The organism is Massilia sp. CT11-137, assembly GCF_047302885.1.
Classification (GTDB): Bacteria; Pseudomonadota; Gammaproteobacteria; order Burkholderiales; family Burkholderiaceae_D; genus Telluria; species Telluria orientalis.
This window is the reverse complement of sequence record NZ_JBKYMP010000002.1, coordinates 77,590-100,303: the sequence shown is the minus strand read 5'-3', so window position 1 is coordinate 100,303 and position 22,714 is coordinate 77,590. Positions and strand designations below refer to the sequence as shown.

Annotated in this window: 18 protein-coding genes; 6 read left to right on the top strand and 12 right to left on the bottom strand. The window is 68.2% G+C overall.

Translation table 11 applies throughout. The features are described 5' to 3' along the window. Positions 1-15 precede the first annotated feature (15 nt). The 3 genes from ACEN98_RS17145 (at position 16) to ACEN98_RS17135 (ending at position 3,040) form a co-directional block, all read left to right on the top strand. Entirely contained in the window at positions 16-528 is a 513-nt protein-coding gene (locus ACEN98_RS17145; RefSeq protein WP_056329139.1) for a GNAT family N-acetyltransferase, read from the top strand. 102 nt (positions 529-630) lie between these two features. Continuing rightward, the gene (locus tag ACEN98_RS17140; RefSeq protein WP_413386071.1) at positions 631-1,728 is read left to right on the top strand and encodes an NAD/NADP octopine/nopaline dehydrogenase family protein; all 1,098 of its coding nucleotides are present in this window, start codon (positions 631-633) and stop codon (positions 1,726-1,728) included. Then, a complete protein-coding gene (locus tag ACEN98_RS17135) occupies positions 1,721-3,040 on the top strand; it encodes a hypothetical protein (RefSeq protein WP_413386070.1) in 1,320 nt (439 codons plus the stop codon). The genes ACEN98_RS17140 and ACEN98_RS17135 overlap by 8 nt, the downstream gene beginning before the upstream one ends. Here ACEN98_RS17135 and ACEN98_RS17130 read toward each other — a convergent pair. From ACEN98_RS17130 to ACEN98_RS17085, 10 genes are all read right to left on the bottom strand, one after another. Beyond that, the gene (locus ACEN98_RS17130; RefSeq protein ID WP_413386069.1) at positions 3,021-4,049 is read right to left on the bottom strand and encodes an MBL fold metallo-hydrolase; all 1,029 of its coding nucleotides are present in this window, start codon (positions 4,047-4,049) and stop codon (positions 3,021-3,023) included. The two genes, ACEN98_RS17135 and ACEN98_RS17130, sit on opposite strands and share 20 nt — an antisense overlap. 72 nt (positions 4,050-4,121) lie before the next feature. After that, positions 4,122-5,636: a hypothetical protein gene (locus tag ACEN98_RS17125; RefSeq protein ID WP_413386068.1), complete on the bottom strand. Its 1,515-nt coding sequence runs from the start codon at positions 5,634-5,636 to the stop codon at positions 4,122-4,124. After that, positions 5,633-7,627: a hypothetical protein gene (locus ACEN98_RS17120; protein WP_413386067.1), complete on the bottom strand. Its 1,995-nt coding sequence runs from the start codon at positions 7,625-7,627 to the stop codon at positions 5,633-5,635. Before ACEN98_RS17120 ends, ACEN98_RS17125 begins: the two co-directional genes overlap by 4 nt. After that, positions 7,611-8,480 carry a hypothetical protein gene (locus ACEN98_RS17115; RefSeq protein ID WP_413386066.1) on the bottom strand — a complete coding sequence of 290 codons (870 nt, stop codon included), beginning with the start codon at positions 8,478-8,480 and terminating at the stop codon, positions 7,611-7,613. The genes ACEN98_RS17120 and ACEN98_RS17115 overlap by 17 nt, the downstream gene beginning before the upstream one ends. Continuing rightward, positions 8,477-9,361 carry a DUF58 domain-containing protein gene (locus ACEN98_RS17110; protein ID WP_413386065.1) on the bottom strand — a complete coding sequence of 295 codons (885 nt, stop codon included), beginning with the start codon at positions 9,359-9,361 and terminating at the stop codon, positions 8,477-8,479. Before ACEN98_RS17110 ends, ACEN98_RS17115 begins: the two co-directional genes overlap by 4 nt. 3 nt (positions 9,362-9,364) lie before the next feature. Further along, complete coding sequence (locus tag ACEN98_RS17105) at positions 9,365-10,288, bottom strand: AAA family ATPase (protein ID WP_413389053.1); 924 nt, start codon at positions 10,286-10,288, stop codon at positions 9,365-9,367. 75 nt (positions 10,289-10,363) lie between these two features. Then, positions 10,364-10,984 (bottom strand): DUF4159 domain-containing protein, encoded by a 621-nt coding sequence (locus ACEN98_RS17100; RefSeq protein WP_413386064.1) that lies wholly within the window; start codon positions 10,982-10,984, stop codon positions 10,364-10,366. A gap of 5 nt (positions 10,985-10,989) precedes the next feature. After that, positions 10,990-12,627: a TldD/PmbA family protein gene (locus ACEN98_RS17095; RefSeq protein WP_413386063.1), complete on the bottom strand. Its 1,638-nt coding sequence runs from the start codon at positions 12,625-12,627 to the stop codon at positions 10,990-10,992. 152 nt (positions 12,628-12,779) lie between these two features. Continuing rightward, positions 12,780-14,117 (bottom strand): TldD/PmbA family protein, encoded by a 1,338-nt coding sequence (locus tag ACEN98_RS17090; RefSeq protein ID WP_413386062.1) that lies wholly within the window; start codon positions 14,115-14,117, stop codon positions 12,780-12,782. Positions 14,118-14,134: 17 nt separating this feature from the next. Continuing rightward, positions 14,135-15,772 carry a TldD/PmbA family protein gene (locus ACEN98_RS17085; protein WP_413386061.1) on the bottom strand — a complete coding sequence of 546 codons (1,638 nt, stop codon included), beginning with the start codon at positions 15,770-15,772 and terminating at the stop codon, positions 14,135-14,137. Between the two features lie 373 nt (positions 15,773-16,145). Here ACEN98_RS17085 and ACEN98_RS17080 point away from each other — a divergent pair, with 373 nt between their 5' ends. Together ACEN98_RS17080 and ACEN98_RS17075 are read left to right on the top strand one after the other, a co-directional pair. Beyond that, positions 16,146-17,711, top strand: coding sequence for a trypsin-like peptidase domain-containing protein (locus ACEN98_RS17080; protein ID WP_413386060.1), 1,566 nt, complete (start codon positions 16,146-16,148; stop codon positions 17,709-17,711). After that, positions 17,711-18,625 carry a hypothetical protein gene (locus ACEN98_RS17075; protein WP_413386059.1) on the top strand — a complete coding sequence of 305 codons (915 nt, stop codon included), beginning with the start codon at positions 17,711-17,713 and terminating at the stop codon, positions 18,623-18,625. The genes ACEN98_RS17080 and ACEN98_RS17075 overlap by 1 nt, the downstream gene beginning before the upstream one ends. Before the next feature lie 113 nt (positions 18,626-18,738). Here the strand turns inward: ACEN98_RS17075 and ACEN98_RS17070 are convergent, their stop codons facing one another. After that, positions 18,739-20,361, bottom strand: coding sequence for a serine hydrolase (locus ACEN98_RS17070; protein ID WP_413386057.1), 1,623 nt, complete (start codon positions 20,359-20,361; stop codon positions 18,739-18,741). A 93-nt stretch (positions 20,362-20,454) separates the two neighbouring features. On the opposite strand from ACEN98_RS17070, the gene ACEN98_RS17065 reads away from it, so the two are divergent. Next, positions 20,455-21,030 carry a TMEM165/GDT1 family protein gene (locus ACEN98_RS17065; RefSeq protein WP_413339035.1) on the top strand — a complete coding sequence of 192 codons (576 nt, stop codon included), beginning with the start codon at positions 20,455-20,457 and terminating at the stop codon, positions 21,028-21,030. Here the strand turns inward: ACEN98_RS17065 and ACEN98_RS17060 are convergent. After that, positions 21,027-22,664 carry a CehA/McbA family metallohydrolase gene (locus ACEN98_RS17060; RefSeq protein ID WP_413386056.1) on the bottom strand — a complete coding sequence of 546 codons (1,638 nt, stop codon included), beginning with the start codon at positions 22,662-22,664 and terminating at the stop codon, positions 21,027-21,029. The two genes, ACEN98_RS17065 and ACEN98_RS17060, sit on opposite strands and share 4 nt — an antisense overlap. Between the last annotated feature and the right edge of the window lie 50 nt (positions 22,665-22,714).

Here is a 22,714-nt window from a genome sequence, read left to right as displayed (position 1 = left end):
GGGCTAGCATGGGGCATGGCCACCGACATCTCGCTCCTGCGCACCGCGCGCCTGCAACTGGTCGTTCCGGCAGCCCGCCACGCGGGGGCATTCGCCGCCCTGCATGCGGACCCGTACACGATGCGCTACATCGGCCAGGGCCGCCCGCTCGACCGGACGGACGCCTGGCTGCACCTCGCCATGCTGATCGGGCACTGGCAGATGCGCGGCTACGGCGCGTGGATGCTCGAAGATCCCGCCGACGGCAGCTTCGTCGGCCGCGTCGGCCTGTTCCATCCGGCCGGGTGGGACGAAGCGGAACTGGGCTGGATGATCGTGCCCGCGCTGCGCGGACGCGGTCTCGCCACGGAAGCGGCGCGGGCCGTGCGCGACGTCGCGTTCGGCACGCTCGGCATGACGTCGTTGATCAGCCTGATCAAGCCCGGCAACGAGGCGTCGCGCCGCGTCGCACTGAAAGCCGGGGCCATCGCCGCCGAAACCGTCAGCTTCCCGGACGGCCCCCTCCAGACCTACCGCTACCGCAAATAGTTCCCTCATGCGCGGCGCATACGACTGAGCCAGCGCAACTCAACCAAAAGTGTAATGGGCATTGTCATGAAACGTCATCGACGATTCTGATGAGGCTCAAGCATGAACGTGTTAATGGTTGGCGCCGGCAATGCCGGCTGCGCGCTCGGGGCCCTGCTGGCGCTGGACGGTCACCGTGTCGCCCTGCTCAAGACGTCGCGCGCGCTGCATGACGAGAACTTCGACGCGGTCGCCGCAACGCGCACGATCACGGTGAACGGCAGGGCCGGCGCCGGCACACCGCGCACGGCCGCACTGGCGCTCGCCACACGCGATCCGGACGAAGCCTTCGACATCGCGCCCGACGCCGTCGTCGTCACCACGCAGACGCAGTGCCACCCGCACGTCGCCGCGCTGATCGGCCCCCGGCTCGACGGCCGCCCGCTCGTGCTGCTGGCGCCCGGCTACCTGGGGTCGTTCCACTTCCTGCCCTGGCAGGCCCGCGCCGGGTTCCTGCTGGCGGAAGGCGAAAGCCTGCCGTACGACGCGCGCCTCGTCGCCCCGGGCACCGTCGACATCCTGTTCCGCAACGTGCGCAACGCGCTGGCCTTCGTGCCGCGGACCCGCGCGGCCGAAGGTCTGGCCCGCGCGGCCCGTTTGTTCCCGACGTATGTCGCGACCCGCACCAACGTGGTCGAATCCGCGCTGCACAATCCTAACCTCGTCGTCCACACGATCGGCACGCTGCTGTCGGCCAGCCGCATCGAATACGCGGAAGGCGAATTCTGGATGTACCGCGAAGCGTTCACGCCCTCGGTCCTGCGCCTGCTGGCGCGGCTCGACGCGGAAAAGAACGCCGTCATCGCGGCCACGGGCGGGCGGCCGTCGCCGTATTTCGACGAGTGCCGCTTCCGCAACGCCGACGACCTGGACGAACCCGCGCTGGCCGTGTTCCGCCGCTACGCGCGGGAAGGCGGCCCGAAAGGACCGGCCAGCATGGAGACGCGCTTCATCACGGAAGACGTGCCGATGGGCCTCGCCCTGCTGTCCTCGATCGGGCGCCTGATGGACGTGCCGACGCCGGTGGCGGATGCGCTGATCGTGATCGCCGAAGGCCTGCTCGACCGCGACTTCCACAGCGAGTCCGACGCGCGCACCCTGGCGAGCCTCGGGCTCGGCGACGCGTCGCCGGCCGACTTCCGGCGCCTGCTCGATGCTTGAGCGCGCCGCCCTGTACGGCTGGCTGGCGCGCCGCTATTACGCGTGGCGCCCGTATCTTCCTGCCCGCCTGCTGTACCACCCGGACTATTTCCGCCTGCGCGCGCTGCTCGCCGGCGACGCCGCGGCCGTCGATACACTCGCGCGCCGCCGCCTGCGCCGCATCCTCGTGCACGCGCTCGCGCACGTGCCGCACTACCGCCGCACCGTGCGCGTCAGCCCCGCCGAGGCGGCGCACGAACCGCTCGCCGAGGTGCTGGCCGCCTTTCCCTGGCTGACCAAGGACGAAGTGATGGCGCGGCAGCGCGACTTCCTCGACAGCCGCCTCGATCCGCGCCGGCTGCTGTACGCGACGAGCGGCGGCTCGTCCGGCCAGGGCATCGGCATGTGGCGCAACAAGCGCCTGGCCGACATCGAAAAAGCCTTCTTTGCGCACGAGTGGGGGCGCTTCGGCTTCTCGTTCGACAAATCGCGCATCCTGCGCATCGGCGCCGACGCGCGCCGCCACGCGCACGAGCCGCCGGTGCGCGTGGCGGGCAACCGCCTGATGCTGTCGCCCTACCACGTCGGCGCCGCGCACCGCGCCGCCATCCTCGATGCGCTCAACCGCTTCCGCCCGGACTACGTGCATGCGTATCCCAGCTCCGCGGCGGCGCTGGCCGAACTGCTCGATCCGGGCGACCTGGGTTTCCGCGTGCGCGCCGTGCTGCTGGCGTCCGAGCCCGTCACGCCCGCGCAACTGGCGGCGCTGCGCCGGCTGTTCGATTGCCCCGTCTCGCTCAACTACGGCCTGTCGGAACGCACGAACCTGGCCTTCGCCACGTGCACCGGGCTTGCGGGCGCGGACTATCGCTTCCAGCCGCTGTACGGCTGGTCGGAAAACCGCTGGGACGGCGAGCGCGCGGAAATCGCGGGTACCTCGCTGTGGAACGACGTGATGCCGCTGATCCGCTACCGCACCGGCGACTACGGCGTGATCGACGCGAGCGGCCGCTGCGCCGCCATCGACGGGCGCGCGCAGGAATTCCTGATCGACCGCGCCGGCAACCGCATCCCCGGCCTCTCCATCGTCATCGACGAAGCCACGTGGGACGTCGTGCGCCTGTACCAGGTGCGCCAGCGGCGGCCCGGCGAAATCGTCCTCGCGGTGGTGGGACGCCACGGCCCGCTCGACGCCGCCCAGCGCGCCTTCCTGCTCGACGCCCAGCGGCGCCGCTGGGGCGACCGGTTCGACATCACCTTGCAGGAAGAAAGCGACATCCCGCTGGCGCCGAACGGCAAGCGCAAGCTGGTGGTCAGCGCGCCGGGTGCGTGAGCGGCAGGGCCGGCGCGGGCATCGCCTCGCGCCACCAGTCGGCGCCTTCCTGCGGCTGCGCGAGCGCGAGGCGCTCGCCCATCATCGGCGTCGCCAGCTTCACGCCGGCCGCGCGCGCAAGATCGGCGATGCGCTCGAACGGTTCGTACCACGGGTGCAGCGCCAGGTCGAACGTGCCGTTGTGGACGGGGACCAGCCAGCGCCCGCGCAGGTCCAGGTGCGCCTGCAGCGTCTCCTCGGGCAGCATGTGCACCTCGGGCCACATCTCGTTGTAGGCGCCGTTTTCGACGAACGTCACGTCGAACGGGCCGAAACGCTCGCCGATGGTCTTGAAGTCGTCGTGGTAGCCCGTGTCGCCGCTGAAGAACAGCTTCAGTCCCGCCGCCTCGATCACCCACGACACCCACAACGTGCGGTCGCCGTCGCTGAGACTCCGGCCCGAGAAATGCCGCGACGGCGCCGCCGTCAGGCGCAACCCTTCCACGTCGGTCGACTGCCACCAGTCGAGCTGGCGCACCTTCGCCGCGTCGACGCCCCAACGCACGATGCGGTCGCCCACGCCGAGCGGCGTAATGAACTGGTCAGTCTTGGGAATCAGGCGCTTGATGCTGTCGTAATCCAGATGGTCGTAATGGTCGTGCGACAGGATCACGCCGGCGAGCCGCGGCAGCGCCTCGATGCCGATCGGCGGCGCGTGAAAACGCTTCGGACCGGCCCACTGCACCGGCGCCGCGCGCTCGGAAAACACGGGGTCCGTGAGCCAGTAGCGGCCGGCGAGCTTGAACAGCATCGTCGAATGGCCCAGGCGCCACAGGCTCGCGTCGGGCGCGGATTCGATGTCGGCCCTTGTCACCGGCTGCACGGGCAGCGGCTGGTCGGGAACCGCCGTCTTCGGCTTCGTCGTCGACACTTTCCAGAACAGCGCCAGCATCTCCATGATGCCCTGGCGGCGGCGCGGGACGACGTTGCGGAAACGGCCGTCGGGGTGGCGTGGGGCGGATTCAGACATGGCGGCAGTGGCTCGAAGGACGATGAACGATCATCGCACGTTCCCAAAAATCCTGCCGAAGGGTTGGCAAATTCAGCGCCGTTCGCGCCACCACAAGCCAAGCATCGCCAGCGCGAACACGACGCCGAACGGCCACACGGGCAGCGGCCGCGTGCCCGGTGCGACCGGCGCCGGCGTACGCGCCGCATACTTCTCCGTCGCGGCACGGCGTTCGCTGCGTTGCCACAATGGCCAGTCGCCCGGCGCATACACGTACACCTGGCCGTCGTTCGTGCCCGTCTGCACATGCAGCCAGCCGCTGGCCGTCGGCCACACGGCCACGCAGGCGGCATCCACGTGTTCCGGGCGGCGCTGCCAGGCGAGCGTCTGTTTCAACTCAGCGATGGTCACGGTGCCGCTCACGCCGCGCGCGCAGACTGCCAGGCGCCGGTGCGGCAGCGGCATCTCCTCCGGATCGAGCCATGCGACGTCCGCGCGGCGCTGCACGCGCAGGCGGTCGAGAACGTCCTGCCACCACAGCGCCAGTTGGCGCGGCTGCGCGATCGCATGACGGTGCCAGTCGCCCACGCCCAGCCAGGCGATGCGGCCGTCTTTCCAGTCGCGCGTCCACAAGCCGTCCTTGCCGGTCCACTCGCCGGCATGCTCGCCGGCCGGATTCAAGCCGCCGGACGCCGTCGGCAGCACCGTGCCGATGGTCTTGTTGGCCGGCTGCGGCGCCAGCGGCAATTGCACGCTGCGCGCCCACGTGCCGGCATCGCGCGCATTCGCGCCCAGCACGAGCAGCCGCGTACCGCCGGCCACGCGCGCCAGCAGCGCGGCGCGGGTGGCGGCGCCGGCCCGCTCGAACCAGGCCGCGTCGACGATCTCCAGCTCGGGCTTGTCCATCTCCGCGCGCGCCGTCTCGGCACGTTCCAGTCCTTTACCCAGTTCGACCTGCCAGTCGATGACGGCGCCGCTGGCCGCGAGCAGGTCGTCCAGCACGCGCAGGTCGAACGACGGCGCGCCGAACCGTCCCCGCACCTGCAGCGGCGCGGGATCCGTCACCGTGAACGGCACGGGCCCTTCGTCGACGACCTTGCCCGCGGCGTCCTGCAGGCGCGCCTTCAACACGAGCCGTTCCGCGACGGGCGGCAGCCATTGCACGGCGAGGTCCGTGTCTCCCTTCGCTTCGGCCAGTACTTGACCGTTCTCCGCCAGCAGTTGCAGGCGGCCGGGCGCGGACCACGAGCGGTGCACTTTCAACGTGAACACGCGGCCCAGCGCGATCGTGCGGGGGAAGTCGAGATCGATGGCCGGCGTATCCGGCTTTTTCCAGTCGAGCGGACGGGCCGGCAGGTCGTCCCATTCGGCCGCGCGCAGGCCGTCGCCGGACAGGCGCAACGTGCGCACGCCGGCCAGCGTGCGTGGCGGGTCGGCCGCATCGACCGTCAGCGTGGCCCCCGCCTCGCCCGGCAACGCGAATTCGCCGACCGTACCCGCCAGCGCCACGCCCGCGACCAGCGCGAGCACGGCATCGATCCAGCGCCGGCGCGCGGCATACGCGAGCGCGGCCAGCACGCCGATGACGACAGCGGCGACGGCGCTCATCGTTCGCCTCCCCGCAGCGCCTTCGCGAACGGCGTCTCGACGACGGGCCGCGCCTGCAGCAGCACCGGTGCATCCGTCACGCCCCCGCGCAGCCACGCGGCCAGTTGCGCACGCGCGGCCGGCTTGCCGTCGGCCACGTCCTGGATCGTCCGCTGCGCCGCGAGCCGCTGCTCGTCGTCCGTGATCCGTTCGCGTACCCAGTCGTGCGCCGTGCGCGTCCACAGCGCGGGCAGCGGACCGTCGCCGCCGAGCGCCTGCACGAGGTCGCGCAGGTTCGCCGGGACGATCTCCGCGGCGTCCGATTGCGCCCGCTTGTAGCTGGCCGCGCCGGCCATGTCGCCACTCATGCGCTTGTCCTCCTTGATGGCCGGCGGGGCGAACGCCGTCTTGTGCAGATAGATGCGTTCAGACTGCTGCAATTCCTTGACCGCTTCCAGCGCCTTGTACTCGGGCGGCAGCGCGGTCTTCGGCGTGATGGCACGCAGCGCCTTTTCCGCATCCCACATCGCGGACAGCGCGCGCCGCAGCAGCTTTTTCGTCGCGTCGTCGAACAGGGTCGCGTTCTCGACCGAATCGTGCGCGTGGCCGAACTCGTGCAGCACGTCGAGCTTGGCGCCCGCGCCGTGACCATGATCATCGTCATGGTCGTCGTCCTTGCCGAACAGCGTGGATTCCTCGCCGAGGAACTGGCCGTAGCGGCGGCGCAGCGCGGCCTGGTCGGACGCGATGCTTTCGCTGCGCTCGCGCACTTCATCGTCGCGCATCTTTTTCGACCGCATGTCCGCCACCAGCTGCTCCGTGTCGATGATCACCTGGCGCTGGCTGCGCAGGCTTTCCGGCTTGACGAGCGTGGGCAGCGCCGTCGTCTCGTCCGCCTGTTCCGACGGCGGCGCGGGCAGGCGCAGCGTGACCGTGGGCGACTGCACCGTGTGCGGCCGCGCCGCGTTGTCGCTCGCGCGCACGAAGAAGTACAGCTCGTCGCCCGGCTCCATGCCGAGGTCCGTCAGCAGCCAGTCCTTCGTCCAGCTGCGCCGGCGCGGGTCGCTCGACGCGGGCAGCGGCAGTTCGCGGTCGCTGAAGCGGATGTTTTCGCCGCTGCCGCGCGCCAGCGTGAGGTGCAGCGTGGCCTGCTGGACGCGGTAGTCGTCGGTGACGGTCACCGCGATGGCTGCGCTCTTCGCATCGCGCGACAGGTCTTTCGTCATGTCGTTCGGCTGCGTGACGGCGATGTCCGGCGGCTGGTCCGGGATCACCTTCAGGGTGTAGCGCGTGCCGCGCCAGCGCCAGAAGATGGATTCCGTCGCCGTCCAGCGCGCGCAAGCGGATCCCGCGTGCAGGGTCTGGCCGTCGCTCAGTTCGATGGTTTCATCTGCCTTCTGTAGATCGTCCAGGCACCATTCGACCGCGGTCTGCTCGGGCACCTGCGCATCCTTCGGCGGAGACTCCCATGGCGCCACGCCCGTGTACGACGGCGGCGCCAGTTTCAAGACCAGCCCCGCGTGCGCCGCGGCTGCCGCTACCGGACGGCCGGCCGCATGGGCGGCAGCTTGCGGACTGGCCGCATGCGGCAGCAAGGTCGAACCCCACGCCAGCCCCGCGAGCGCGAGATTCGCGAGCAACCACGTCCAGCCGAACGGCACGTGCGCGGCCACGATGGCGCGCACGCGGCGTGGCGGCAGCGCGGCATCGATGCGCTTCAGCAGGCGCTCGCGCTGCAGGCGCGCGACGGGCATTTGCGTTTGCGGTTCCTGCGCCAGCAGCGCGGCGCTGTCTTCCATCTCGGGCACGGCACCGTCGATCCAGTGCGTCCAGCCATGCGCCACGTGGCGTTGCAGGTGCAGGCCGTCCCACGCGCAGAACGCCGACCACGCCAGCAGGCCGGGGCCGGAGCGCAGCAGCAGCCATGGCAGCGCGCCAACGACCCACAAGCCGGCCCGGCGCAGCAATGCGGCGCGCCACAAGCGCCGCGCGAGATCAGCGGCGCCGGACATGGGTCACGATCCTTTCAAGTGCGAACAGCACGACGAGCGCGAGACCCAGCCAGTGGCGCAGCGCGCCGGACGCCGGGCCGGCCGGCGCAGCGGCGTCCGGCTCGAGCGCCTGCGCGGGCGCCGTGTAGGGTTGTACGCCGACATACCGGCGCTGCCACGCGGCGAACAGGGCGCGTGCGCCGTCGGCATCGCGCGGTGGCTCTGCGCGCCACAGCGGTGCGCGCAGGCCGGGCGGCGGCGCGTCGGGTCGGTCCCACACGACGAGCTCCGTGCGCGGGCCCGGCGCCGCATCGACGACGATATGCCACACGCCCTCGGCCGCCGCGAACAACCGGTGCCACGCGTCGGCACGGTCGCTGAAGACGGCGACGTGACGTTCGACCGGTGCCGCGGGCGCCGCCACCGTGCGCAACTCGACGGCGTGACGGAAGCGCGGCAGCACGGCCGGCATGACGGCGTCGCCGGCGACGACCAGGCGCGCACCCGGTTCGAATTCGCGCTCGTGCGCGTGCAGCCACGTCACCGCATCGCGATCGGGCAAGGTGATGCGCTGCCCAGCCTCCTTGTCGACGACCGCCGGCGGCGTCCCCGGCACGACCAGCACCGTGTCCCCGCGCCACGCCAGCACGAGGTCGGCCAGCAGCGCGATCAGGGTCACCAGCAGCAAGCAGCGCAGCACCAGCAGGATCACGTCGTGCCAGCGCCACACGCGCTGCTGTTTCGGTTCCGCCGCCGGCAGGAAGCGTGCCGAGGCAAGGAAGGCCGTCTTCGCCTGCTCGCGTTTCTGGCGGTGCCACAGGATGGGCAGCAGCACGACCGGCAGCGCCCACCACCACAAGCTCATTCCGTTCATGCGGCCTGCGCCCTCCGTAACCACGCCCGCAGGACATCACTGGGCGCCTGCTCGATGCGCGCCTGGACCAGTGGCACGTCGTTCTTGCGGCACGCGCGCACGACCTCGTCGAAGTGCGCCGCACGGTTGCGAACGTACGCTTCCTTCACGTCACGACCGAAGCGGTAGACGGCGCCGCCGTGCTCGGGGTCGCGGTAAGCCGGTGTCGCGTCGAACGCGGCATCCACCTCGGCCTGCGTGTGCAGGCACAGGGCGCGCACGTCGTGGCGCATGCGGCGCAGCCGGAGCAGCGCGTCGGACAGCGGGGACGGCCAGTCGAGAAAGTCGCTGGCCGCGCACACGACGCCGGGCGCGCGGGAAAAATGCAGGCTGGCGCGCAGGGTGTCGGCGCCGGGCAGCACGCCGCCCGCCTCGACGCCGTTCAGGCGCGCCAGCACGCGCTGCAGCTGGCGCGGTCCGCGCGCGGCCGGCGTGAAGTCGGCGCGCTCGCCGCGGCACACGACAAGGCCGAACGCATCGCCCTGGCGTTGCGCGATGGCGGCCACGCACGCGAGCAGCACGCGCGCATACTGCAGTTTCGTGAGCCCTTCGATGCTGCGGCTGGGTTCCGCCATCGACGCGGTCGCATCCAGCACGAGCCAGACGGCGACGTGGCTGTCGCGCTCGGCCTCGCGCACATAATATCGATCGGCGCGCGCGAGGAGTTTCCAGTCGACGCGGCGCCACTCGTCGCCGGGCGCATAGGCCCGGTATTCCGAGAACTCGACGCCGGCGCCCCGCTCACGGCCGGCGTGGATGCCGTGGCCGAGCCCCGCCAGCACGTGGCGCACCACGAGGTCGAGGTTGGCCGCGTGCGCGATCAGCGACGATGAAGACAGCACGTTTTACTCGGCCCGGATGCCGGCGTGCAGCGCGGCGAGAATGTCCGCGATGGCGATGCCGTCCGCCTCGGCCTCGAAGTTGCGCAGCACGCGGTGCGCCAGTACGGGCAGCAGCATGGCTTTGACGTCGTCGCGCGTGACGGCGAGGCGGCCGTGCATCAGCGCGCGCGCCTTCGATGCCAGTACGAGGGCCTGGCCGGCGCGCGGGCCGGCACCCCAGCCGATGTGCTTGCGGATCGCTTCGACGGGCGAATCCGCCGGGCGCGTGGCGCGCACGAGGCGCGTCGCGTAGCGCAGCATCGACTCCGAGATCTCGATGTCGCGCACGAGCAGCTGCAGGCGCAGCAGCGTCTCCAGGTCCATCGCGGGATCGGCATCTGCCAGGCCGGCGTGCGTCGTCGCGCCGACCATCATCATCTCTTCGTCTTCGCTCGGGTAGCCGACGTCGATGCGCAGCAGGAAGCGGTCGAGCTGCGCTTCCGGCAGCGGATACGTGCCGGCCTGTTCGATCGGGTTTTGCGTCGCGAGCACGAAGAACGGTTTCGGCAGCTTGTGGGTCTGGCCGGCGAACGTCACGCTGCGTTCCTGCATCGCTTCCAGCAGCGCGGATTGCGTCTTTGGCGGCGCGCGGTTGATCTCGTCGGCGAGCAGCACCTGCGTGAACACGGGGCCCGGCTGGAAGCGGAACACGCGCTGGCGCGTGGCCTGGTCTTCTTCCAGGATCTCGGTGCCGACGATATCGGACGGCATCAGGTCGGGCGTGAACTGCACGCGCCGGAACTGCATGTCGGTCGCCTGCGCCAGCGATTTCACGAGCAGCGTCTTGCCGAGGCCCGGCACGCCCTCGACGAGCGCATGGCCGCCGCCCAGCAGGCACGTCACCAGCAGGTCGATCACGTCGCGCTGGCCGATGATCACGCGGCCCATGCTCGCCTTGAGCGCGTCCACCTTTGCCGCCAGGTCGGCGATCTCGTTCTCAGTCCATGCAGCTTCAGCCACTTGCTACGCTCCTAACGCATATTGAATGATGTTCACCGCGAAGCGGGTGTTGTCGACGGCGAGCCAGCGCTTGTTGCGGAAGTCGTAGTCCCACTCGCAGCCGTAGTCCTTGTTCGAGTACAGCACGCCGATGCGGCCACCCACCTCGATGGCGCGCAGGTATTCGTGCACGAGATCGTCGCCCCAGCCGTTCAGCTCCACCGACGTGTTGGGCGGACCGTCGAAGTGGAAGAAGCTGGAATACAGGCGGTGATTATTCGGGATCTTGTGCAGCGCCTTCGGGCCGAAGATGCGCGCCATCTCGGCCTCGAAGGATTTGGCGAACAGGCCGTCGATGTCGTGGTTGCAGTCGTCCACGAACACGAAGCCGCCGCCCTTCACGTAGCGCTCGAAGTTGCGCCGCTCGGCCGGCGTGAACTGCACGAGCTTGTGTCCGGCCAGGTAGCAGAACGGCGCTTCGAGCATCTTTGGATCCGCCAGGGCGACGATGCGCTCGGCGGTATCCACCCGCAATGTCGTGTACTCGACGAGCGAGTTCAGGACGTTGCTGGGCATGCGCTGGTCCACGTCCCAGTCGCCCGACTCGTACGTCAGCCGCGTGAAGTAGAAGTCGTACGTCGCCATTCTGTTCAGCCGATCCTGCGGCCCGTGTTGATCACGTTGATGCCGTTGAAGCGCGTCGTCGACGTGCCGTGCGAGACGGCGCTGACCTGGCTCGGCTGGCCCTTGCCGTCGAAGAAGGAGCCGCTCATGCGCCAGTCGCGCTCATCGCAGATCGCCGTGCACGCATTCCAGAAGTCCTGCGTGTTCGACTGGTACGCCACGTCTTCCAGCATCCGGCCGATCTTGCCGTCCTTGATCTCGAAGTACAGCTGGCCGCCGAACTGGAAGTTGTAGCGCTGCTGGTCGATGGAATACGAGCCGCGGCCGAGGATGTAGATGCCCTTCTTGACGTCCTTGACCATCTCGTCCGGGGTCATCTTCTGCGTACCGGGGACGAGCGACACGTTCGGCATGCGCTGGAACTGCACGTTGCTCCAGCTGTCCGCGTACGAGCAGCCGTGCGATTCCTTTTCGCCGATGATGTGCGCCTGGTCGCGCGTGGCCTGGTAGTTGACGAGGATGCCGTCCTTGATGATGTCCCAGCGCTTCGCGGGCACGCCTTCGTCGTCGTAGGCCACGGCGCCCAGCGAACCCGGCGCCGTCTTGTCGCCCGTGAAGTTGACGATCTTCGAGCCGAAGTTGAAGTTGCGCGACTCCCACTTGTCCAGCGTGCAGAAGCTCGTGCCGGCGTAATTCGCTTCGTAGCCCAGCACGCGGTCCAGCTCCGTCGGGTGGCCGACGGATTCGTGGATCGTCAGGAACAGGTTTTCCGGCGCCAGCACGAGGTCGTACTTGCCCGGGTCCACGCTCTTCGCCGTGAGCTTTTCGCGCGCCTGGCGGCCCGCGTTCTTCGCTTCCTCGACGATGTCGTAGCCGCCGTTGTACAGCGTGGCCACGCCGCCGGCCGCGCGCACCTTGTGCGCCGGCTTCACGTCGAACCACTCGTAGCCCATGCCGACCGGCGGCGCCAGGCCCGCGCGCGAGCGGAATTTTCCCGTCGCCTTGTCGACCGCGGTCGCGTTGATCGGCGCCCACAGGCGGTGGATGTCCTGGTCGATGTACGAGCCGTCGGTCGATGCAAAATACTTCTGCTGGTTCACCTGGAACAGGTTCGCCGTCATGAAGCTGGCGCCGGCCGCGAGGCCCGCCTTGTTCGCGGCGATCAGCAGGTCGGCCTTGTCCTTCACGGGGACCGTGCGCCAATCCTTCTTGATCGGCGTGGCCCACGCGACTTCGCCCACGCCTTTCACGGGCGCGAGCTGCACGGGTTCCGTCTGCAGCTTCGCGTTGGCCTTCGCGATGGCCACGGCCTGGCGCGCGGCGCCGGCGACGGCATCCGGGGTCAGGGAATTCGTGGCGGCGAAGCCGTAGGCGCCGGCGGCGATCACGCGTACGCCGATGCCCGTCGATTCGGTATTCGTCACGCTTTCGACGTTCAGGTCGCGCGTGGTGATGTACTGGTTCAGGTAGCGGCCGATGCGCACGTCGCAATACGAGGCGCCCGCTTTTTTCGCGGCGTCCATCGCGGTATCGGCCAGCGACTTCTTGAAGCTCAACGCGAGAGGGTTGAACAGTTCCTCGGCGGCGATCGCGTTGCCGAACACGGGGACCAGCATGGCGCCGGCCGTGCCGGCACCGATTTTGAGGAAGGTACGGCGTTCCATGAATTCTCCATTACCGCAAAACCGTCGTTCCCGCGGAGGCGGGAACCCAAGGTATGTGTGCGAACACGCAACGTGTGCCGATGCCGCAAACGAAATTGGATCCCCGCCAAGGCGGACGGCCAGTCCGGGGACGACGTTACTCGTGCCGTGGGTTAAACCGCGTCCGACAGCGACGTGAAGTTGAAGTCGCGGACCTTCATCGGCGGAATCAGCATCTGGAACGGCACCTCGTCGCCACCGATGACGACCGGCTTGCCGATCTCCTCGATGTTGTTGAGCATCGTGACCGGGCTCTCGTTGAAGCGGAAGTTCTTGATCGGGTACTTGATCTTGCCGTTCTCGATGTAGAACGTGCCGTCGCGCGTGAGGCCCGTCAGCAGCACCGATTGCGGATCGACCATGCGGATGTACCACGTGCGGGTCACGAGCACGCCCTTCTTCGTGTTGGCGATCAGCTCCGCCGTCGACTTGTCCGTGCCGGCCATGATGATGTTGCCCGGCGTGGCCGTCGCCGGCACGCCCTTCTTCTTGGCCCAGTACTGCGAGTAGTTCAGCGCATTGACCTTGCCGTCCTTGATCAGGTCCATGCGCTTGCGCGCGATGAGATTCTCGGTATCCCACGGCAGCACGGGCACGTCCGGGTTCCACGGGTCGGCCCAGATGTTGACCTGCTGGTCGAACAGCTTGTCGCCCAGGCGCGAGGCGCCGCCCTTCTTCGACAGGAAGCTGCGGCCTTCGTCGGTCTGGCGCGCGTCGAAGCCGAACAGCATGTAGCCGAGCAGCTCGGACGTGGCGGCCGGTTCCAGGATCACGGTGTAGCGGCCCGGTTCCAGCGCCTTCGCGTCGACGGAGCGCAGCGCCTTCTCGATCGCGACGTCGGCCGCTTCGCGCGCGTCGAACCTGTTCGCGTCGGTGGCCGAGCGCTTGACCCAGCCGGAGCCGCGGCCGTCTTCCGTGCGCACGGTGCAGGTGAAATCGAGGCTCGTCTGCTGCTGGTGGCCGTACACGCCGTTCGAGTTGGCCACGCTGGAGACCTGATTACCGTCGGTGAAGAAGCCGGCGGCCACGAGCTTGTTCTTCTTGCAGGCTTCGATCGCGTACGCCGCGGTCTGCGCGCGGAATTCCGGATCGATGGCGGCCGTCTTCGCGTTGAAGGTCTGCGACGCCTTGTAGTCCTGCTTCGACACGGCCGGCATGAATTCCGGATTTTCCGGCGCCAGGCGCGCGAGGTCCTCGGCGCGGCGCACGACTTTTTCCAGCGACTTGTCGTCGAATTCGTTGATGGTCGCGGTGCCCTGGCGCTTGCCGAAAGCGACCGTCACCGAGATGTTGGTGTCGTCCGCGAGGCCGGCGGTGGAGACCTGGTTGCGCGCGAAGCGGATGTTGCCGTTGCGGCTGCCGCTCACGGTGACGATGCATTCGTCGGCCTTCGAGAACGAGAGGACGCGGTCGGTGATGTGTTTGGTCTGTTCCTGGGTCAGGATGGTCATGGTCGTAGGTCCCTGCCTTAGCCGATCTTGCGGGCGGTGTTGATGACGTTGATGCCGTTGAAGCGCGCGGTCGACGACCCGTGCGACACGATGCTGATCTGCGGAGGCTGGCCCTTGCCGTCGAAGAAGGAGCCGCCCATGCGCCAATCGCGTTCGTCGCAGATCGCCGTGCACGCATTCCAGAAGTCCTGCGTGTTCGACTGGTACGCGACGTCTTCCAGCATCTGGCCGATCTTGCCGTTGTTGATCTCGTAGAACAGCTGGCCGCCGAACTGGAAGTTGTAGCGCTGCTGGTCGATCGAGAACGAACCGTCGCCCACGATGTAGATGCCCTTCTTGATGTCCTTGACCATCTCGTCCGGCGTGAGCTTCTTCTTCCCGGCCTGCAGCGAGACGTTCGGCATGCGCTGGAACTGCACGTTGCTCCAGCTGTCCGCGTAAGAGCAGCCGTCCGATTCTTCCTTGCCGATGATGTGCGCCTGGTCGCGCGTGGCCTGGTAGCTGACGAGGATGCCGTCCTTGATGAGGTCCCAGCGCTTGGCCTTGACGCCTTCGTCGTCGTAGCCCACGTTGCCCAGCGAGCCGGGGGTCGTCTTGTCGGCGACGATGTTCACCAGCGGCGAGCCATACTTGAACGACTTCGACTCCCATTTGTCGAGCGTGGCGAAGCTGGTGCCGGCGTAGTTCGCCTCGTAGCCCAGCACGCGATCGAGCTCGGTCGGGTGGCCGACGGATTCGTGGATCGTCAGGTACAGGTGTTCCGGCGACAGCATCAGGTCATATTTACCCGGCGTGACCGACTTCGCGGTCAGCTTGCGCTTGGCGTCGCGGCCCGCGGCGCGCGCGTCCTCGACGATGTCGTACGATTTCGTGTACAGCGTGGCGACGCCGCCCGCCGCCTTGATCTTGTCTTCCTTGCGGGCGTCCAGGTATTCGTAGCCCATGCCGACCGGCGTCGACAGGCCGCTGCGCGAACGGAACTTGCCGCTGGCCTTGTCCACCGCGGTCGCGGAGAACGGCGCCCACAGGCGCTGCAGGTCCTGGTCGATGTACGAACCGTCGGTCGATGCGAAGTACTTCTGCTGGTTCACCTGAAACAGCATCGACTGCATGAAGCTCGCGCCGGCATCCATGCCCGCCTTGTTCGCCGCGATCAGCAGTTCGGCCTTTTCCTTGATCGGCACTGCGCGCCAGTCCTTGACGATCGGAGTCGCCCACGCCACCTCGCCCACGCCCTTGACCGGTGCGAGACGGACCGGCTCGGACTGCAGCTTCGCGTTCGCCTTGGCGATCGCCACCGCCTGGCGCGCCGCGCCCGCGATGCCGTCCGGGGTCATGTCGTTGGTGGCGGCGAAGCCGTACGCGCCGTTGCACACCACGCGCACGCCGACGCCGGCCGATTCCGTGTTCGTCACGTTCTCGACGTTCAGGTCGCGGGTGATGATGTACTGGTTGAGATAGCGGCCGATGCGCACGTCGCAATAGCTCGCGCCGGCCCTGGTGGCGGCGTTCAGCGCGGTGTCGGCCAGCGCCTTCTTGGCCGCGATGGGCATCGCGGTGAGCAGCTCCTCGGCGGCGATGGCGTTGCCGAAGACGGGTACCAGCATGGCACCGGCGGTCCCGGCACCGATTTTAAGGAAGGTACGGCGTTCCATGGGTTCTCCTGAAATCACACACTTCTTTTTGGTCAGCGGCCCGGATTGCGGGCCGCTCCTTTTTTTACTGCGGGGTCGTGAAGCCGATGCACCTTAGCAGCAAGTTGACGTTTTGAATAGGCAATGTTCATGCCACGTGGCAGGCGGCGGATTTGCACGCGTTCCGGCGTTTTTCGGTGTCCGCGACTGTCCGCCCGGTGTCCGCGACAGGTGGGCCGGACACCTCGCATATGCATGCGTCATTACGCCTGGATACAACACGAGGTTACTGAATGGTTACGCGTGAGAATTCGTGCATTTTTACAGTTAAGCACCGTGTATATTGCGACGGCAACGTTTGCATGTCACATTTGCACACCAAAACAGGGATTCCATGAAGATCGTTCGCCTTGCAGCGGCCGCCGCAATCGCGCTGGCCAGCTGCACGCTCCAGGCCCAGGAAGTCAGCTTGGCCACCGCCCCGCCGACCGCACCGTCTACCGCACCGTCGACCGCAGTACTGCCCGTATCGCCTGCCGTCGAGAACTCGGTCGTCAAGATCTTCAGCACCTTGCGCCGCCCGGACCCGTTCAAGCCCTGGACCAAGGCCACGCCGCAAGAGATCACGGGATCGGGCGTGGTCATCGAGGGCAACCGGATCCTCACCAACGCCCACGTCGTCGGCTACGCCAGCCAGGTGCAGGTGCAGGCGAGCCAGGACGGCGACAAGGTCGGCGCCACCGTCGTGGCCATCGCGCGCGGCATGGACCTCGCGCTGCTGAAACTGGACGACGAATCGTTCTTCGACAAGCACCACCCGGTCAAGCGCACGAGCGTCCTGCCGGACGTGCGCGAAGCCGTGATGGCCTATGGCTATCCGATGGGCGGCACGTCGCTGTCCGTCACCAAGGGCATCGTCTCGCGCGTCGAATTCGTCCCCTACGGCTACGGCAGCGCGGGCCTGCGCGTGCAGATCGACGCGCCCATCAACCCCGGCAACAGCGGCGGTCCGGTGATCGACGGCGACAAGATGGTCGGCCTCGCGTTCTCGGTGGCGGCGAATGCCCAGAACATCGGCTACGTGATCCCGAACGAGGAAGTGGAGCTGTTCCTGCGCGACGTGGCCGACGGCCGCTACGACGGCAAGCCGCTGCTGCTGGACGATATCCAGACGCTGGAGAACCCGGTCCTGCGCCAGTACCTCAAGCTGGACAAGTCGGTCGACGGCGTCGTCGTGCACCGCCCGTACCGCAGCGATGCCGCGTATCCGCTGAAGGAATGGGACGTCATCACGCGCATCGGCGACTACCCCATCGACGACCAGGGCATGGTCAGGCTCGGGCCCAACCTGCGCGTGCGCTTCCAGTACCGCGTACAGCAGGTCGCGAAGAACGGCAAGGTACCGCTGACCATCGTCCGCGGCGGCAAGACCATGCAGGTGCAGGTGCCGGTGAACGGCCCGCGTCCCCTGCTGATTCCCCCGCTGGACGGCGACTATCCGTCGTACTTCGTGTACGGCCCGATCGTGTTCTCGCGCGCCACGGCCGAATACCTGTCCTTCATCAGCAACAACGCGCACCTGCTGAACGCCTACAGCTTCAACGCCAGCCCGCTGGTCACGCGCCGCGGCGACGAGCCGGACGCGCAGCGCGAAGAACTCGTCGTCATCAGCTCGCCGTTCTTCCCGCACAAGCTCGTGACGGGCTACAGCAACCGCTTCGGCTCCGTCGTCGAGTCGATCAACGGCGTTCCGGTACGCAGCCTGCGCCATTTGGTGGCCGTGCTGCGCGACCTGAAGGACGACCTCGTCGTGCTGCGCTTCGACCAGCGCCTGGGCGAGACGATGGTCCTGCCGCGCCAGGCTATGGTCGACGCCACGGAGGGCATCCTGCAGGACAACGGCATCCGCTCGCAAGGCTCGCAAGACATGCTGGACGTCTGGAACGGCAGGAAGAATTGATGGCGTCTGCACTTTCGTTACGCCGCGCCGCATTGGGCGCGGCCGTGCTGTCCGCCTGCGTGCCCTGCCTGGCCGCGGCCGCGCAACCGTTACCCACGCCGGCCCAGCTGGCCGCGCTGGCCTTTCCCGGCTGGAGCGAGAGCGCGGCCGGCCGCGTGCACAGCGCGGCCTTGCCGCCGCTTCCCGGCACCGGGCACGGCATCTACGCGGGCTGGAACGTGGGGCAGAACCGCGTACTCGTCGAACCGAAACTGGTGCTGCGCACGGACCCCACACACCTGACCCTCATCGCGGGCCTCGTGCCGGCCGGGGACGACGGCCGCTCCAGCGCCGTCCACGCGACGCCGCTGGCACTGGCTGCTTACCAGTTCGAACAGCATGGCGGCACGTGGGGCGTGCGTGGACGCCAGGGCATCTTCGCGCTGCGCGGCTTTTCCGGTGCCGCCGCCGTGCGCGAAGTCCCGCTGGCCGCGCGCCGCCCGGCCGTCGCGGTGGAATACGGCAGTTGCTGGCAGGGTTACTGCGGCACCTGGCTCGCCGTGTACGAAGTGGGCCGCGACGCCGTCCGGCGCGAGCCGGCCGTGGAGCTGGCACTGTCCGGCATCAACGTCGACAGCGCGGCGGATTGCCAGCGCCGCCTGGCTCCGCTCGTGAAGCCGCACGCGCAGGACCCCATCGCACGCGACGACGGCGGTGCGCCGGACACGCACGACTGCTATGCGATCGAGAGCAGCTGGAGCATCGACGCGACGCATGAGGGGCCGGGCGACCTGACCATCCACTACCAGGGGGCGATCAGCCGCGCGGAGTCGTATGCGGGGCCGCCGGCGGCGATCGACCAGAAGCAGGTGCTTCGGTACGGGAATGGGAAGTATCGGGCGATTTCAGGGTACTCGCCGGTGCCGGCGATTTAAATATACCGTCGTCCCCGCGCAGGCGGGGACCCAAGTTTATCTGAGTAGCCGCGCACGCAAAATTGGCCCCCTGCCTTCGCAGGGGCGACGGTTCATGGGCCGCAGGTCGATAGTTATGGCACCGCCTTCTTCACCGGCGTGAAGTTCAGATCCTGGAAGTCGTAGCTGAAATCCGTCTCGGTCGAGATGGGCTGCATCCGCATCCGCTCGATGCTCCCGTCCGGGTTCAGTGCGAACGTGACGTACGCATCCGCATTGAAGTTGCGCTCCTTCCAGCGCACGATGAACGTGTCGTACTGGTAGTGTTCCAGTTCGCCCGTCAGGTCCGGCGTGCGCGACATCGTCAGGATCTGCCGGTTGCCCTCGTGCCGGATTGTCGCGATGCCGTACCAAGGATCCTGGTACTCGCCGTCGTACGCCGTGCGCGCCAGCGACGGCTGCGACTTCGCCGCGCGCGCGGCGTTCGCCTTGCCTATGCGCGCCAGTTCCTTCGCGTGGTTCTCGTCCTCGACGGCTTTCACGATGCCGATCCAGTCGGTCGCCGCGGCCGGGTTCAGCATGCGGTCGAGCAGCTGGTACTGCAGCGCGTTCAGCGAACCGCCGCTTTCCGCATTGGTCAGGATGGCGATGCCCAGCTTCGCATCCGGCACGAGCACCACCTTCGAATAAAAGCCCTGCAGCGCGCCGCTGTGCATCGCGACCAGCCTGCCCTGCCAGTCGCGCAGCTGGAAGCCGAGGCCATACGCGAGGAAGTTCGGGCGCGTGGCGGCCAGCTTGGGATCGGGCTCGCTGATGCGCATCGGCGTCTGCGCCGTCCACATCTCGCGCGCCTGCTTCGCGCTGTACAGGCGGATCTCCTTCCCGTTCGCGTCCGTGCCCACCTTGCCGCCCGCCAGCAGCACGTTCATCCAGCGCGCGATGTCCTCGGCATTCGTATTGATGCCGACGGCGCCCACGGCGTTCGGCACCGGCATCGCCTTCACGGCCGCGATCCTGTCGTTGATCTTGCTGTGGGCATTCGCCACGTCCGGATTGCCCGCGCTTTCCGCGAGGCTCGTCGTCGTGGAGACCATGCCGACCGGCGCGAGGATGCGCTCGTGGATCGTCTCGCCCCACGTCTTGCCTGACTTGGCCGCGATGATCTTGCCGGCCACGATGTACAGCAGGTTGTCGTACGCATAGCTGCTGCGGAAGCTCGTGGCGGGGCGGATGAAGCGCAGCTTGTGGATGATCTCGTCGGTCGAGAAATTCGTCGTGGGCCACCACAGCAGGTCGCCGGCGCCCAGCCCCAGGCCGCTGCGGTGCGTGAGCAGGTCGCGCACCGTCATCTCGTGCGTGACGTACGCGTCGTACATCTGGAAGTCCGGCAGGTGCTGCGTGACCGGATCGTCCCACGCGAGCTTGCCTTCGTCGACGAGCATCGCCAGCGCGGCCGCCGTGAAGGCCTTCGAGTTCGACGCGACTTCGAACAGCGTCTTTGCATCGACCTTGTCCGGCGCGCCCAGCTTGCGCACGCCGAAGCCCTGCGTGGCGACGACCTTGCCGTCCTTGACGATGGCGATCGCGATGCCGGGCACGTCGAACAGCTTCATCGTGCGTTCGACGTCGGTGGCCAGCCGGGCGTTCAGGGCTGAGGCATCCTGCGTAATGACAGATGCGGCGGGGGCGGTGGCGGGTGTCTGCGCCAGTGCGGCGCCGGAGAAAGCGAGCAGGATCGCTGCTGCGATGCGGGTCATGGATTGCACTCTTGGATTCCTCGGATGGTGGAAGCGCGGGGCAGGATAGCATGTTCGCGTCGGCGCCACACCTCTGCTATGATCCGCCTTTCCATGGATGCCTTCCTCGTTTCCACCGGCATCGTCGCCCTCGCCGAAATCGGCGACAAGACGCAGTTGCTGGCCTTCCTCCTTGCCGCACGCTTCCGCCGTCCGCTGCCCATCGTGGCCGGCATCTTCGTCGCGACCGTCGCCAACCACGCCTTCGCCGCCGCCGTCGGCGCGCTCGTGAGCCGCCTGCTCGGCCCAGACGTCATGCGCTGGGTGCTGGGCATCGTCTTCCTCGGCATGGCCGCCTGGATCATGGTGCCGGACAAGGTGGACGAGGACGAGACGCCGCTGGCGCGCTTCGGCGTTTTTCTGACCACCGTGCTCGCGTTCTTCGTCGCCGAGATGGGCGACAAGACGCAGGTCGCGACCGTCGCCCTGGCGGCGCGCTACTCGTCCGCCGTGGCGGTGGTCGCCGGCACGACGCTCGGCATGATGCTCGCGAACGTGCCGGCCGTGTACTTCGGCGACCGGATCGCCGGACGTGTGCCTCTCAAGCTGGTGCACGGCCTGGCGGCGCTGATCTTCGCCGTGCTTGGCATCGCCACCCTGTTCGGCGCGGGACGCAGCCTGGGCTTCTAGGGCTGCTGCGTCACCCAGACCGGGGCCGACCACAGGATCTTGCCGTCGTCCTGCGTCACCTTCGCATAATAGAAATGCGCGCCCGGCGAAGGCGCCGTCGTGACGTCGGCCTTGTCGGACAGCTGGCTCACGTCGCCGTTGCGTCCCGGGACGCCTTCGATGATCGCCACCGTCGCGGCCTGCCGGCCCGCCGCGCTGGCGTAGGCGACCTGCAGCCGCAGCGCACCCGTATTGTCGAAACGCTCGCCCATCAGGTGGCCGTTTGCGGTGAGGACCACCTGCGCATCCTTGTCCATCGTCGCGAACACGCGGCGCGCGCGCACGGCCTCGAGGAAGCTGGCGCGCGTCAGCGGCACGCCGTTCGGGATCAGCACGGCGCTGCGGTTGCTGTACGACGCGCCCCAGTTGGCGCAGTGGTTGTCCTGGTTGCTGCTGAACGCCACGTGGTAACCCGCTTCCAGCAGCTTGTTGCAGGCCAGTTCGAAAGTGCTGCGCCGCGTTTCGCCCTCGTTCTCGCTGACGGAGAACGCGGTGCTGTTGACCACTTCGCACAAGGCCATCACGGCGTCGCCGTCGGGCGTGTAGGCGAGCGGCGTGCCGTTCACGGTGAACTGGCCGGTCGGCGCGGGATGGTTGAACTGGCCGGTCAGGCCGCGCTGGCGCATCAGGGCGTACAGCGCAGCGTAGTCGCTCTTGGCCGTTGGAGTGTCCGCAAGCAGCTCGCCCTTCCCGTTCTTTTCCCAGCCGAGCAGTTCGTCGCTGTCGAAGATGTTCAGGTGGCCGCCGTTGCCGATCACGCCCCATTCCATGCCGTACAGCGCGAGGAAGCCCGGGTTCGCATCCGAATAATCGCGCGCCGTCTTCAGGCCGGCGTGGTACAGCGCCTTCGCCAGCGCGGGATCGGCATCGAGGTTCGTGCCGTCCGAGCCGTCGTACATGTGGTTGTGCTCCGAGACCATCAGGATGTCCAGGCCGTGCCTGCGCGCATACGGGTAGGCGACATCCGGACCGTAGGGCGCCGTCTGCGGATCCTGCGCGCCGTGGCAGTTGTCGACGGGGCCGCCGCCGTCGCTGTCGCGCGTCTGGCTGTGCAGGTTGCCGTAATAGACCGTGTACGGCAGCGCGCCCGGCGCCGGCATGGCCATCATGGGTGCGCGTCCCGTCGGCAGCGGAGAAAACGCGGGCAGCGCGGGCGCCGGCACGGTGCCGACGGCGATGTCCCAGGCCTGGTCGGCCGTCTCGCTGCCGCTGGCGGCATGCAGGCGCACGCGGTAGATGCCGGATGGGGGCTTGCGGCCGGCGAGCATGCCCGGCCAGCGCACGGCCACGACACGCGACTGTGCACCCGGCGGCGTACCGCCCAGCGCGAGCCGCCCCTGCCATTGGGCGACGCGGCGGCCAGACGGCGCGACGAGTTCCAGGCGCCATGTCACGGGACGACGCGCGTGCAGGCCAGGATAGTTGAACGACAAGATGAACGAGCGCGCATCGCGAACGTCGCCGCGGTACGGCGCGAGCAGGGTCGCGTCGAACTCGCGGTGTTCGAGCGTCGCGGCCGACGCAGAGCCAAACCAAGGGTTGAACACGCCGGCCGCGGCCAGCACCAGGGAGAGAGTGGGGATCGAGGTTTTCATGATGCAATTTTTGCAATTGCATGCATGTCGGCCTTGATCCGCAACTCATA

Excerpts from the sequence above, each read along its gene's own strand:
- ACEN98_RS17145 (WP_056329139.1), top strand. The coding sequence starts at position 16 with ATGGCCACCGACATCTCGCTCCTGCGCACCGCGCGCCTGCAACTGGTC.
- ACEN98_RS17140 (WP_413386071.1), top strand. The coding sequence starts at position 631 with ATGAACGTGTTAATGGTTGGCGCCGGCAATGCCGGCTGCGCGCTCGGG.
- ACEN98_RS17135 (WP_413386070.1), top strand. The coding sequence starts at position 1,721 with ATGCTTGAGCGCGCCGCCCTGTACGGCTGGCTGGCGCGCCGCTATTAC.
- ACEN98_RS17130 (WP_413386069.1), bottom strand. The coding sequence starts at position 4,049 with ATGTCTGAATCCGCCCCACGCCACCCCGACGGCCGTTTCCGCAACGTC.
- ACEN98_RS17125 (WP_413386068.1), bottom strand. The coding sequence starts at position 5,636 with ATGAGCGCCGTCGCCGCTGTCGTCATCGGCGTGCTGGCCGCGCTCGCG.
- ACEN98_RS17120 (WP_413386067.1), bottom strand. The coding sequence starts at position 7,627 with ATGTCCGGCGCCGCTGATCTCGCGCGGCGCTTGTGGCGCGCCGCATTG.
- ACEN98_RS17115 (WP_413386066.1), bottom strand. The coding sequence starts at position 8,480 with ATGAACGGAATGAGCTTGTGGTGGTGGGCGCTGCCGGTCGTGCTGCTG.
- ACEN98_RS17105 (WP_413389053.1), bottom strand. The coding sequence starts at position 10,288 with ATGGGCCGCGTGATCATCGGCCAGCGCGACGTGATCGACCTGCTGGTG.
- ACEN98_RS17100 (WP_413386064.1), bottom strand. The coding sequence starts at position 10,984 with ATGGCGACGTACGACTTCTACTTCACGCGGCTGACGTACGAGTCGGGC.
- ACEN98_RS17095 (WP_413386063.1), bottom strand. The coding sequence starts at position 12,627 with ATGGAACGCCGTACCTTCCTCAAAATCGGTGCCGGCACGGCCGGCGCC.
- ACEN98_RS17090 (WP_413386062.1), bottom strand. The coding sequence starts at position 14,117 with ATGACCATCCTGACCCAGGAACAGACCAAACACATCACCGACCGCGTC.
- ACEN98_RS17085 (WP_413386061.1), bottom strand. The coding sequence starts at position 15,772 with ATGGAACGCCGTACCTTCCTTAAAATCGGTGCCGGGACCGCCGGTGCC.
- ACEN98_RS17080 (WP_413386060.1), top strand. The coding sequence starts at position 16,146 with ATGAAGATCGTTCGCCTTGCAGCGGCCGCCGCAATCGCGCTGGCCAGC.
- ACEN98_RS17075 (WP_413386059.1), top strand. The coding sequence starts at position 17,711 with ATGGCGTCTGCACTTTCGTTACGCCGCGCCGCATTGGGCGCGGCCGTG.
- ACEN98_RS17070 (WP_413386057.1), bottom strand. The coding sequence starts at position 20,361 with ATGACCCGCATCGCAGCAGCGATCCTGCTCGCTTTCTCCGGCGCCGCA.
- ACEN98_RS17065 (WP_413339035.1), top strand. The coding sequence starts at position 20,455 with ATGGATGCCTTCCTCGTTTCCACCGGCATCGTCGCCCTCGCCGAAATC.
- ACEN98_RS17060 (WP_413386056.1), bottom strand. The coding sequence starts at position 22,664 with ATGAAAACCTCGATCCCCACTCTCTCCCTGGTGCTGGCCGCGGCCGGC.